This window comes from Nostoc sp. UIC 10890 (genome assembly GCF_054786515.1).
Map to the genome: position 1 here is coordinate 977,082 of NZ_JBSGKF010000001.1, position 13,468 is coordinate 990,549.

Here is a 13,468-nt window from a genome sequence, read left to right on the forward strand (position 1 = left end):
GATGCAATGTCTAGGTTGGGCTATTCGGCATCGCAGATTCAAAGGAAGTATAAACTGGAACTAGACTGCCTCAAAATCTACTATTTGCTACCAAAGACCATGTAGCAAGGTCTTGTTGTTCTGGGCTGAGAAATCTCCACGATCGCAAAGTCGCCATAAAATGCCCAACCACGCATAGCCTATTCAAAAATTGATCCATTGTTCAATTTCATAGATTTGCAGATTAGAGATAAGAGGATGTTTATAAATCAAATCTTAAGGTATATTTGGTGCGTTACGAATCATATTTTCTCTCAAAATCATATACCGTCGTCGGTCTAACACACCCTACTATAAATTTTATCTTTATTTTATAAGCACTCTCTAAGGATTAAGTAATATGGAACCGATTCGTATTTTTTACTTTTCCGATGTTCTCTGCGTTTGGGCTTATATTGCTCAGATTCGTTTGGATGAGTTGACAACAACCTTTGAAGACAAGATTGCGATCGCACAGCACTTTGTCCCCGTCTTTGGTGTTGCTCGTGAAAAACTGGAAAACCGATGGCGCGAACGCGGTGGATTGCAAGGATACAGCGATCATGTCCAGGAAGTTGCGAAAAAGTTCGATCACATCACCGTTCATCCTGATATTTGGACTAAAGTTACACCATTTTCATCCACATCCTGTCATTTGTTTCTCCATGCGATTCAATTACTAGAAGCGAAGAGTTTAGTAGAGCAAAATCAACAGGTATTTGAAAAAGCAACCAGAGCATTTCGGAAGGCGTTTTTTACCCAACTGGCAGACGTTTCTGACCGCAAGGTACAATTTGGAATTGCGGAGGAATTAAGACTGCCGATCGCAGCTATCGAAGCTCAGATCGATAGTGGTGAGGCTTATGCCAAGCTATCCCAGGATTTTGAATTAGTCAAAGAGCATACGGTTACAGTCAGCCCCACCCTAATTTTTAATGAAGGACGGCAGAGACTCAACGGCAATGTGGGCTATCGGGTCATCGAAGCCAATATTCGGGAGTTACTGCACAATCCTCCGGGAGAACAATCTTGGTGTTAGGGATATTGCCTTAATTGAAAGACGCGATCGCATTATTAAGCTGCCAAAATGTCTATTGCACTTGAAGAAGGCAGAAGGCAGAAGGGAATTCTGATTCTTGCTCTCTGCCCGTGACAATCATGGAACTTGGGTTTAAGACCCCCACTGAACTCCGTTTCAGTGGCCCAAATCCCTTTCTGACTTGTTCCTTCTGCCTTTTTCAAGTCAGAGGATATGGGATTTCTCTTTGCGTCTCATAATATCTGCGTTTTTTGTAACAGCGTTTTCTTCATCAAAATTTTCTCATTTCTAGTGGTGTTAACTCTTTGAGTACGGTAAACCGTATTGGCTCGTTAGTTCCCAAAGATTAATTTAATTGTTAAGTTTAGTTACATAAATAAAAAAGCTGCAAATATTGCTAGACAGGAAAAATTATGACGATGAGTAGTATTCTTGAGGATCAAGACCAATTAAACAACTTTGCGATGCAACTTGGACATTGCATCACACAACTCAAACTTTCTCAGAAATAAAACTTATTTAACATTGTTTAACATTGCGATGAAAGCTACAGATCAATTGGTGCATTTTTTAGAAGCAGAGTTGGGTATTTCTGGTGGAGCAATTTCTCTTGCTTTGAGACATTGTGAGCAGACACCCAACTTTCTAGCCATGACCCTTTGGCAGTATGGGCTGGTAACACTGGATCAGTTAGCCCAAATTTTTGATTGGTTGGAAACAGTATAAGCTGCTGCTTCAGCTATTCAGATGGTAAATAGCAGACTTTCTGCAAAAGTCACATTCTCAACAATTTTCATTCTAAGGATTGGTAATATCTATGGCAATTAAAGAACAGCCTAAGTCACCTCGGTTTCGGATCATCGCTAATATATTACTGGCAGTATCAGGGCTATTCCTGCTCTTAAATTTATTTTTGCCTGGTTTATTTGCTTCTGGCCCTACTGGTGTTCCTTATAGCTTATTCATTCATCAAGTCCAAGAAGGGGAAGTCAACCGCGTTTCCGTCGGTCAAAATGAGATTCGCTACCAACTAAAAACAGACAGTGCCGAGCCAGGACAGGTGTTTGCAACTACACCAATTTTTGATTTAGAGTTACCCAAACTGCTAGAAGAAAAGGGAGTTGAATTCGCTGCTACACCTCCACCCAAGAATACTTGGTTTACAACCCTCTTGAGTTGGGTGATTCCACCACTGATTTTTATTGGCATTTGGCAGTTCTTTCTTGCTCGTGGTGGTGGTGGCGGTGGCCCTCAAGGTGCGCTTTCCATTGGTAAGAGTAAAGCTAAAGTTTACGTTGAAGGTGAATCCGCTAAAATCACCTTTGCAGATGTGGCTGGCGTAGAAGAAGCCAAAACTGAGTTAGTAGAAATTGTAGATTTCCTCAAGACTCCGGCACGGTTTACGCAAATTGGCGCTAGGATTCCCAAAGGTGTGCTGTTAGTTGGTCCTCCTGGTACTGGTAAAACACTTTTAGCGAAAGCTGTAGCAGGGGAAGCAGGAGTTCCATTCTTTAGTATTTCTGGTTCCGAGTTTGTGGAACTGTTTGTTGGTGTGGGTTCTTCCAGAGTCCGGGATTTGTTTGAGCAGGCCAAAAAACAAGCTCCCTGTATTGTATTCATTGATGAATTGGATGCGATCGGTAAATCTCGTAGCAGTAACGGCTTTTACGGTGGTAACGATGAGCGAGAACAGACCCTCAACCAGTTACTAACAGAGATGGACGGGTTTGCGGCTGGGGATGCGACTGTGATTGTCCTAGCAGCTACCAACCGCCCCGAAAGCCTTGACTCTGCATTGCTGCGTCCAGGTCGCTTTGACCGCCAAGTGTTGGTAGACCGTCCTGATTTATCTGGTCGTGAAGCAATTCTCAAGATTCACGCTCAAAAGGTAAAATTAGGAGATGATGTAGATTTAAGAGCGATCGCTACTCGTACCCCTGGTTTTGCTGGTGCAGACTTGGCAAACTTGGTAAATGAAGCAGCATTATTAGCAGCTCGCAATCTCCGTGAAAGTGTTGCTCAAGAAGACTTTGCCGAAGCAATTGAGCGGGTTGTCGCCGGTTTAGAGAAGAAGAGTCGCGTGATGAACGAGACTGAGAAAAAGATTGTTGCATACCATGAAGTTGGTCACGCAATGGTCGGGGCGTTAACCACAGGAAACGGTCGCGTAGAAAAGATTTCGATTATTCCCCGTGGGATGGCTGCTTTGGGCTACACTCTGCAATTACCAACTGAAGACCGCTTTTTGATGAATGAAGAGGAATTGCGGGGTCAGATTGCAACTCTATTAGGTGGACGTTCCGCCGAAGAGATTGTGTTTAACAGCATTACAACAGGTGCTTCCAACGATTTGCAACGAGCAACTGACTTGGCAGAACGGATGGTAACATCTTATGGGATGAGCAAAGTCTTAGGGCCATTAGCTTACCAACAAGGACAACAATCGATGTTTTTGGGTAATGGTGGGGCTAATCCCCGGCGGGCGGTAAGTGAAGACACATCCAAAGCCATTGATAGCGAAGTCAAGGAAATCGTGGAAACAGCCCACGAACAAGCCCTAGAGATTCTTAGACAGAATCGAGACTTGCTAGAAGCGATCGCAACTCAACTCTTAGAAACAGAAGTCATTGAAGGCGAAAAACTGCACAGTTTGCTGAGTCAGGTTAAACCCGTAACTAATTCGTAATTCGTAATTCGTAATGGGCTTTGCCACGCTACGCTAACGTAATTGCTATACATAGGGACGCAGAGTACAACTTTGCGTCCCTACCCTGTGGGAAGGCTTCGCGTAGCGTCTCGTAGAGAAGCGCCTATGCGTTAAGCCTCTGCGTTTCAGAAATGCCACTCACAATAATGCAAGCACCAGCTAACAAAAATGCCAATGCACCGCCAACTGCACCAATCAAAGGTGTTATTGCTTGCGGTTGGGGAAATATGACGCCAAACAAACTCATGGCTAAAGCGAAGCCACCAAAATACATCCCAATTCCTAATCCCACCCATCGCTGCGGTACTAGTCCTAAAGCAAAAGGAATTGCCCCATTGACAATTAAACTAAAGCCAGCAACGATTAATATAATTATTGGAATTTGTGCGCCCACAGATATCATTATCAATAACGAGGGAATGATTGCACAGATCCCACAAAGCATTGCTTGACTATTACCAATTTTGACTGCGAAGATTCCTGCTGGTATGCTGGCAAGTGCGATCGCTAATCCGATCCACACCATCAGCACATCAATGTTATCAGTATTTAGTTGAGTCTTCAGTACTTTACCTAAAACATCAAAGAGAAATCGGATACCCCACGCGACACCGAAACCAGTTCCTAAAATCAACGCCAATTTCTGTAACGGCAACTTTACTGTTTCTGCTTGGTGTCTATCCACAGGTGCTTCTGGGGGATTGACTAACCGCAACACAGCCGCCGCCCCTAGCATGACGAAGGAACCAATCGCAAAGGTATAAACTGGCCCTAAACTCAGAATAAACTTGTTGCTTATCGGTCTAAAAGCCCCAATCGCACCACCTGCCAAAGTGACAAAACTTACTGCTAAAGGTAACTGGGCTGGTGTCGAATACATTCCTAATAGGCACATCGCTGGAGAGCGAAATATTGTCATTGCTAATGCCCAGGCTACTAATACTATAGGTAAGAGCGATCGCATCACGGTAGTAGGTGGGATAAAACTCACAACGCATGGTATGGCAATGAACAAAGCCGATGCCAAAATCATACCTACTGAGATGAAGGGAAACCGAGTTCCTACCCAGCGCCTAGCTTGATCTGAAAGTCCGCCCATCAAGGGTTCCAGCACTGCACCCAAGGCATTTTCGACTATCACCAAACCAACTGCCAATGAGGCAGGAAAACCAAACTGAGTCAAAAGTTGTGGCAAATATATATTATAAATTAACCAGGTGAGGGTAATTGCTCCCTGTACTGCTGCCAACACCCAAACTTGCACCCATAAAATATTGAAATGAGATTTTGAGGTAGTCAAGTCGCTTCGCTCCAATTAAAAATTAAAAATTATTAATTAAAAATTCCAAGACGCTCTCTACGTTCGCGGAGCGTGTCGCAGACAGACGCTGCGCGTAGCTTGCTTCTCCATTCGCGCAGCGTCCCGTAGGGAAGGAGTACGTGGACTCGCTAACACTGCGCCATCTATTATTGTTGGCTCTGTACCAAAATTAATTAATTAAAAATGATTCTTTTTATTAATTTTTAATTCTAAAAAGGTCATTAGGAGATGGGGGAATGGGAGACTTAAACCGCAAACTCGCTCTGATCTTGGTATGAAACAGAGCGGAGGCGGAGCAGTATTTCTCCTGCCTCCTGCCTCCTGCCTCCTGCCCCCTGCCCCCTGCCTTAATACTCTGGAACTGAGGGATCGATTTCTCGACTCCAAGCGGTAATTCCGCCTTTGACATTAGTCCCAACAATCCCGGCTTCCTTGAGGATGGCGAGGGCTTTTGCCGATCGCCCGCCCATCTTACAATGAGCAATTAAACGATGCCCATTCAATATTTCCTTCACCTTCGCAACACCATTTCCATTTTCAATCTCTGGTAAGGGTATCAACACTGAACCAGGAATCTTGGCAATTTCGTACTCATTGGGGTTGCGGACATCCAGCAGTACAAAATCTTTTGCACCACTATCCAGCAATTCCTTCAAATCCTTAACGGTCATTTCTTGACTTTCCATCTGCTGTTTTGCCTCCTCTGCCTTAGCTTGTGGAATTCCGCAGAATTCTTCGTAGTCTACCAGCTTTTCAATCACTGGGCGAATTGGGTTAGGACGCAGTTTCAACTCCCTAAATTTCATATCTAAGGCGTTGTATAACAGCAATCGTCCATTGAGAGTGTTACCTTGTCCCAGAACAATTTTGACAGCTTCGGTTGCTTGGATTAAACCAATAATTCCTGGCAAAATTCCCAATACGCCACCTTCTGCACAAGAAGGAACCATCCCTGGTGGTGGTGGTTCTGGGAAAAGGTCACGATAATTCGGCCCACCTTCGTAGTTAAATACAGTAGCTTGCCCTTCAAAGCGTAAAATTGAACCGTAGACGTTGGGCTTATTCAGCAATACGCAGGCGTCGTTAACTAGATATCTGGTGGGGAAGTTATCAGTACCATCCACCACGATATCGTAAGGTTGAAGGATTTCCAGGGCGTTTTCGGAAGTCAGGCGAGTTTCGTATAAATCAACCTGACAATAAGGGTTAATCTCGTGAATGCGGTTTTTTGCCGATTCAATTTTGGGTTTACCCACCCAAGATGTCCCGTGGATTACTTGGCGTTGCAGATTAGAAGTATCGACAACATCGAAATCAACAATCCCAATGCGTCCAATACCCGCCGCCGCCAGATATAAAAGTAGTGGTGAACCTAGTCCACCTGTACCGATACACAGTACACTGGCGGCTTTCAGGCGTTTCTGTCCTTCTAGTCCTACCTCCGGTAAAATCAGGTGTCGGGAGTAGCGTTCGTAATCGTCTTTGGTCAACTGGATTTCATCCAGATTGGGATTTAGCATAGCAGTTATGATCTGGGAGAGCGGAATATTAATCCTATCGAAAAACTGGATCTCATATAGAGATAGGGAGTGGGGAAGACGAATTTTTACCCGTGGTGGCGGCGAAAACCGCTACAAGTGACTGTCTTTAAGCTAAGTCGTTAAATTATATTTGCAATTTTCTCTGCTTGGAACTGATGAGTATCATTAAGGCTCCAGCTTTGAAGTTCTCCAGCTTTACCGTTTTGGACGGAAACTATTATATACGAGTATCCTTGCCAAGCATATAGGCGATCGCATTCTGAAGGGATAGCAGGATGATCTGGATGAGAGTGGAAAATGCCGATAATATTCAGTGAGCGATCGCGTGCTTCCTTTTGTGTTTTTAACATAACTTCGGGTGCGATCGTATATTGCCGTCTTTTACTTTCTGTTGTACGTTCCCCTGGAAACTCAGCAACCGCTTCTGTATTCCAAGCATTTTCTGTTGGCATGACTTCTACCACAGTTTTGCCCTCATTAACCAGATAGCCCAGAATTATACCACAGCACTCATCTGGGTAAGTGCTTTCGGCATGAGTGCGGATGGTTTGCAAGTGTTCTTGGCTAAATCTGATCATCTCTGCGTTTTTAATTTTGGTAAGCGATCGCGATTATTGCACAGATATTTGATATATAACTCGGACATCATGATCATACTTTAGCTGTAGACCAATCCGGGCATCGCAGCGTTCAAAAATGTTCTGACTGGTTCCCAGCCTAGAGGCTGGGAACGAGACGACACAAGCTTTTGGGCTTTTATTAGTGCCATTCGGACAATATGTATTTTTGAACGCTGCATGAGTACGGATGGTTGCAAGTATTCTTAGCTAACTCCTGTTATGTCTGCGTTTGTAACTTTGGTAACCTCCAACAATTCTTGCCTAGATACAATGTATCGCGAGGCGTAGGCGTAGCCCGACCCAAGCATCGCTTGATCTTCATCATCGTAAATAAGAAGGAAAATATGTATTTTTCTGAATCAATCCTTCGAGCATTCTCAAAGTTAGCTGCCTTGAAAGCCTTCGCTCAAACTTCTTTGTGACTGCTGCTGTCTGCAAGTTCTTGACCATAAATTCTCAAAATGTGAAGAACACGCTACTAGCAGATACATTTCTCGGCATATAATATAAAGAGTATGCAAAGATAGTTCTTTAGCTATAGACATCTAAGTAAATATTCAGTATTTAGTTAGTATCAGGTTATTTAGATGTTCCCTATTTTTAAGCGAAACGTTTACAGGCAATAGCCCACAATGAGGGTGTTAAAATCCCTTTCCCTATCAATAGTTAACTGTTCTCTATTTCCAAGACAGTAGGACTAGTTATATCAAGGTGTTGTATGAGTTTCAGGCATTTAAGCTTGATTTGACAACCTTTTTTCAGCGATTCCTGAGTTGGGTGTAGCTGCAACTATTCTATCAAGGATGGTTCTAAAAAGACTGACAACTGAAACAACCCATTTGAGTACATCTACATGGTCATGACTTTTTACAGCATGTGAGACTTTGATAAGTGTCACTTGCAAGCTGGTCAACAGAGTGAATTTTCGAGAAAAATTAGCGTCCTTCAAGGATGACATCAAATTATTCCGAAAGCGTCAATTCTCGGCGAATTCTTGTGTTTTGAAACGCACTAATTCAGGGCTGAGAACTAAAAATTACTGAAAAAACTGATTTAGGAAGGTAAAAGTTATGGCAAATATCATTGGAACTAACGGTAATGATGCTCTACTGGGCAGTAACGGCGCGGATACAATTAACGGTAAACCAGGTAACGATATAATCACAGCCAAGAAGGGTAATGATATCCTGACTGGTGGCGGTGGCAAGGATAAATTTGTTTATAACTTGGGCGACGGTACTGATACCATCACCGATTTTGGTGGCATTGGTAAAGGAACAAATCCAACAGCAGCAGTCATTGCCGAAGTGGATACCATCAAATTCCAAGGTGCTGGTTTGAGTGCCCGAAATCTACAGCTTACGCAGAATGGCAGCAATCTAGAAATCACCTTTGAAGGGGTGGATGGTGCCAAAGTTCTCCTCAACAACTTCAAATTAGAAAACTTAGAAAATCTGAATGCTTCTGGTACAAGACCAGCTATTGGCAATATCCTGTTTGATGGGCAAACTAGCATCACCGACACCTTTGATGTCCTCGATGTCAATTCCACTGAGACTAGTCTGAGCAACAAGAACAGGGTGACTTTCCTCAATGATCTATCCAATAACATTACAGGTTTAGACAACTCCAATGATGTCATCAATGGTCAGGGGGGTAATGACAAAATCGACGGTAAGAGTGGCAACGACCTTTTGAGAGGTGGTGCGGGGAATGATACTCTCCTTGGTGGTGCAGGCAATAATACTCTCCTTGGTGGTACTGGTGACGATAATTTGAGTGCTAACAGTTCAAGAGGGGATAATCTACTCTCTGGAGGTGATGGCAATGATACTCTCTCCGTCTCTGGCTACGAATACATCGACTACCCAGACGGCGACGACCTTCGCTCGTTTGGTAAGAACACCCTCAATGGTGGCGCTGGTAACGATTACTTGAGTGCTAGCGGTTCAACTGGGAATAACCTGCTTTCTGGGGGCGATGGCAATGATACTCTCTCCATCTCTGGCTACTACGAAGGAAACAGCTACTTTAATGACGACTCTCGTTCATCTGGTAAGAACACCCTCAACGGTGGTGCTGGTAACGATTACTTGAGTGCTAGCGGTTCAACGGGCGACAACCTACTGGAGGGTGGTGATGGTAATGATACTCTCTCCATCTCTGGCTACTACAAGTACACTCCCTACGGAGATCCGTATGAACCTCGCGACCTTTCCTCTAAATACGACTCTCGCTCATCTGGCAAGAACACCCTCAACGGTGGTGCTGGTGATGATTACTTGATTGCTAGCAGTTCAACAGGCAATAACCTGCTTTCTGGGGGCGATGGTAATGATACTCTCATTGGTGGTACGGGGAATGATACCCTTTTTGGTGGTAGAGGGAATGACTCTCTCGACGGTGGTAGCGGTAACGATAACTTAAATGTTGACTCTTCACCAGGAAATAACCTGCTCTCTGGTGGTGATGGCAATGATACTCTCTCGGCATTAGGTGACTACTATGGCGATGTGGTGTCTGGTAATAACACCCTTAAAGGTGGCGCTGGTAATGATAGCTTGAGTGCTGACGGTTCAGCAGGCGATAACCTACTGGATGGTGGCAATGGCAATGATTATCTCTCCGTCTCTGGTGGCTATTACGATCCTGAAGTGTCTGGTAATAACACCCTCAAGGGTGGCGCTGGTAACGATAGCTTAAGTGCTTTCTTTTCAACAGGCGATAACTTACTGGATGGTGGCGATGACAAGGATAATCTCTCCGTCAATCTTGCCAGTGGTAATAACACCCTCTATGGTGGTGCTGGTGACGATTACTTAAGTGCTAATATTTCAACAGGGAATAACCTGCTTTCTGGCGGGGATGGCAATGATTCTCTCTTTGCCTCTGAGTTCGAGGGCTACAGGTTTGATAACACCAGTGGTAATAACACCCTCAAGGGTGGTGCTGGTAAAGATTACTTGAATGTTAACCATTCACGAGGTGCTAATCTGCTCTCTGGTGGCGATGGCAATGATACTCTCTCCGGCTCTAGCTATGGCTACGGCTTCGGAGGATCTTTTTATAACACCACTGGCAATAACACCCTTAACGGTGGTACTGGTGACGATAACTTGAATGTTGACTATTCATCAGGCAATAATCTGCTCTCTGGAGACAGTGGCAATGATTATCTATCCGCCTCTGGTTACCAATACGATAAGGACGGCAACGACGGCGAAGGAGTTTATCGGAGAGCATCAGGCAACAACACCCTTAATGGTGGTGCTGGTGGCGATAAGTTAATTGTTGATTACTCAACAGGCAAGAACCTCCTGTTTGGGGGTGATGGCAATGATACTCTCTCCGCTTACGGTGCATTAGGCAATAACACTCTTAATGGTGGTTCTGGAAATGACTACCTCACAGGTGGTTTTGGCAATGACACCCTCTATGGAGGAAATGGTATTGATACATTTGCCTTCAATAGTTACAAGCAAGGTGTTGATCGTCTTTATGACTTCAACGCCACTAATGAACTGATTCAGGTATCGGCTACTGGTTTTGGTGGTGGGTTATCAATACCTTCACTTTCGGCTAGTCAGTTTACCCTTGGAACGTCTGCAACGACAAGCAATCAACGATTTATCTATGACAATGTTACAGGTTCACTGTACTTTGACCAAGATGGTAGTGCGGGTGGATTTGCTCAGGTAAAATTTGCACAATTATCTGCTGGATTGTCATTAAGCAAAAACAATTTTGTGGTTGTTTAATCGTAATTAGCACCAGCCCTTGCCCTGGCTGGTTCCCAGCCTGGAGGCTGGGAACCGAACCTAAGAGGCGGAGCCTCTAGTGGCTTGAGCAGAGGCAACACAGGATTTTGGGCTTATCTTCGTGCCATTCACCTTAGAATATTTTACGTTCTTCTAGATGGGCAAGAATATCTGAGCGATCGCGCCACACAGTCCGTAACTTTTTGTTAGCGAACATCTGTAACTGGTCGCTAATGTGGGGCGATCCGGGTTGAGATGCATTACCGTAGCTGGTGAGTGCCATTGCCCGTACAGGGTTGGAAAATTCAATTGCAGCCACATAAGAATCACCTCCAAATGCTTGGAACTGACCGTTTTCTCCTGGAGCAGAATTCAGTACCCGAAAAATTCCCAGGCTATCATCCCCACCATTACCAGGCAAATCCACATCACCCAACCGTAGCCGAAAAACCTGGCCCCACGGTACATCAATTGCCCCATAAGTCTTTTCTACCTCTGCTGCGGCTGCTTGCAGAGTTGCAACTGCACTTTCAGGATTAGCTAAACCATCGGGTGTGGTGCGTGGAGAATTTTCATTCCAGGGTTTACTAAATGTCTTATCCCAGTCCAGTTGTTGAACCCAAAAGGCAAATAATACTGCTCCTCGACTATCTGCATCAGCTTGCCGATCCCAGGCTTCTAAGACATTCGCTGCTTTTTGCCCTAAGTCCTGACCGTACTTGCGTGCAGCCGGGATTAAATCATCCAAAATCCGATCAGCTAGTTCCATACGGGTAGAGTGCTTGTATGTAACCATTTCATCAAAAGAGATTTTGTCATCTTCAGCCAACATCTTTACAGAACGTTGGGAGCGAAAACCCATGAAACGAGGTGCCATGTAAGGCGGGTAATTATCTGCTTTAATGGCGGTTGGAAATGTAGTTGTCCAAGGTGGGTCATTGGTATTTTGCAACCAGCCACTCTTCGGGTCAACTATGCGCGGTAAATCTTGGTAAGGATGAATTTTTGTCCACAAGGTTTTAGATGTATTTCCTGGGATTATGCCTTCCCAATATTTAAAATCACCACTAGAGCGCACTGGAACTTGACCGTTGAATAGGTGCATAATATGCCCTTCTCGATCCGCATACATCACCGTAAACATTGGCAATTGCAAGCGCTGGAGCGTTTTTTCAAACTGGTTAAGGTTTTTTGCTCGTGCCATATCCCACCACTGCTGGAGTACACCTGGTCGATCAAGACCTGCAACTCTTAGCGCTATGGCTTTACCATTTTTCTCGGCTACTATAGGCCCGTGGACAGAACTTTTCACTACTAATGGTTGCTCTTGTAAGGAGCCATCTTTCTGCTTCACCTTCAAGGAGAGGGTTTTTGTCTGAAAGTTACGAACTTTGTCATCAAACCGGTATCCATTACCTGCCAGTGTGAGTTCATAAATATCCCAACCATCATAGGTATTAACAGTGTGAGTCCAACCTAAGTTGTTGTTGAATGCGATCGCTAATACGGGAATACCTACAAGTGTTGCTCCATAAGCATCTATTCCTGGGGCGGTGATTTGGGCTTCATACCACAAAAATAAATCTGACCAAGGTAGGTGTGGGTTCGCTAGCAACATTGCATTCCCATTGGCAGAATGACTTGGTGCGATCGCCCAACCATTAGATCCTGCTTGCAACTTTTCTTTGCTCAGACCTAATACTTGCTCAGGATTGACCACAAAGGTGAAATTGAGTACCCGATGTAAGTGAGCCATGACATCTTCTGCCTTGACTGGTAGCACCACCTCAACTTGATCATCAATTAAGTTAGGATTTTGTTGTGCATAAGCATTGATCCCAGCAGCAAAAGCATCGAGATAACTACGAAAAGTTGGACTCTGTGCCTTGTACCAAGAACGAGCGCGTTCTGGTACTCCCGCAGTCTGTACCCAACGATCTGATTCCAGGTATTCCTCTCCCCAATATTCCGCCGCGCGTCCTCGTGCTTGACCATAGAGACGCAAAAGTAAATCTCCATGACTTTGCATTTGTGCCCAACCAAAGGCATAAAATGCACTCTGGTCATCTTTGCCGTAAATATGCGGTACACCATAAGTATCCCATAATATCTCTGTGGATTTTGTTGGTACAGCCACAGCGCGGCTTCCGACAAACAAAACCAGTATTAAGCTGAGTATTAAGGGTAAAACGCGTATTGATTTTCTTTTGTAAACTCTGAGTAAAGTATCAATCCTCATTAACACCACCATTTACAGATGTAACGACTGGGGATTAGGGATTGGGGAATGGGCATTGAAAAAAGGCTGAGGGGCGGGGTGCTGCTCTTGCTGAGGGGAAAACTTTTCTCCCTTTCTCCCTGCTCCCTTGCTTTTTCCCCAGTCCCCAGTCCCCATTCCCCAATCCCCTCTCAACGCACAAGTGACTTTGACAAAGCAGATTTAAGCCGATCTCACAATACCACT

At 44.5% G+C, this 13,468-nt stretch carries 8 protein-coding genes and 1 pseudogene; 4 read left to right on the forward strand and 5 right to left on the reverse strand.

Annotated elements, in window-relative coordinates; translation table 11 throughout:
- Positions 1-70 precede the first annotated feature (70 nt).
- The gene (locus ACWATR_RS03875) at positions 71-199 is read right to left on the reverse strand and encodes a hypothetical protein (RefSeq protein WP_460329685.1); all 129 of its coding nucleotides are present in this window, start codon (positions 197-199) and stop codon (positions 71-73) included.
- Positions 200-379: 180 nt separating this feature from the next.
- Between ACWATR_RS03875 and ACWATR_RS03880 the strand changes: the two genes are divergently transcribed.
- From ACWATR_RS03880 to ftsH4, 3 genes are all read left to right on the forward strand, one after another.
- Positions 380-1,057, forward strand: coding sequence for a DsbA family oxidoreductase (locus tag ACWATR_RS03880; RefSeq protein ID WP_460329687.1), 678 nt, complete (start codon positions 380-382; stop codon positions 1,055-1,057).
- A 540-nt stretch (positions 1,058-1,597) separates the two neighbouring features.
- A complete protein-coding gene (locus ACWATR_RS03885) occupies positions 1,598-1,783 on the forward strand; it encodes a DUF2949 domain-containing protein (protein ID WP_460329689.1) in 186 nt (61 codons plus the stop codon).
- A 91-nt stretch (positions 1,784-1,874) separates the two neighbouring features.
- Positions 1,875-3,743 (forward strand): ATP-dependent zinc metalloprotease FtsH4, encoded by a 1,869-nt coding sequence (ftsH4, locus tag ACWATR_RS03890; RefSeq protein ID WP_460329691.1) that lies wholly within the window; start codon positions 1,875-1,877, stop codon positions 3,741-3,743.
- A 124-nt stretch (positions 3,744-3,867) separates the two neighbouring features.
- Here ftsH4 and ACWATR_RS03895 read toward each other — a convergent pair whose 3' ends face one another.
- The 3 genes from ACWATR_RS03895 to ACWATR_RS03905 all read right to left on the reverse strand — a co-directional run bounded on the left by ACWATR_RS03895 (position 3,868) and on the right by ACWATR_RS03905 (position 7,204).
- Complete coding sequence (locus ACWATR_RS03895) at positions 3,868-5,064, reverse strand: MFS transporter (RefSeq protein WP_460329693.1); 1,197 nt, start codon at positions 5,062-5,064, stop codon at positions 3,868-3,870.
- Positions 5,065-5,432: 368 nt separating this feature from the next.
- Positions 5,433-6,605, reverse strand: coding sequence for a molybdopterin-synthase adenylyltransferase MoeB (gene moeB, locus ACWATR_RS03900; RefSeq protein ID WP_460329695.1), 1,173 nt, complete (start codon positions 6,603-6,605; stop codon positions 5,433-5,435).
- Between the two features lie 140 nt (positions 6,606-6,745).
- On the reverse strand, positions 6,746-7,204 hold the full coding sequence (locus ACWATR_RS03905; protein WP_460329697.1) for a M67 family metallopeptidase: 459 nt from the start codon (positions 7,202-7,204) through the stop codon (positions 6,746-6,748).
- Positions 7,205-8,316: 1,112 nt separating this feature from the next.
- Between ACWATR_RS03905 and ACWATR_RS03910 the strand changes: the two are divergent.
- Positions 8,317-11,004, forward strand: a pseudogene (locus ACWATR_RS03910) (beta strand repeat-containing protein); the annotation flags it as partial.
- Between the two features lie 133 nt (positions 11,005-11,137).
- On the opposite strand, the gene ACWATR_RS03915 reads toward ACWATR_RS03910, so the two are convergent.
- Positions 11,138-13,243 carry an acylase gene (locus ACWATR_RS03915; RefSeq protein ID WP_460329699.1) on the reverse strand — a complete coding sequence of 702 codons (2,106 nt, stop codon included), beginning with the start codon at positions 13,241-13,243 and terminating at the stop codon, positions 11,138-11,140.
- Between the last annotated feature and the right edge of the window lie 225 nt (positions 13,244-13,468).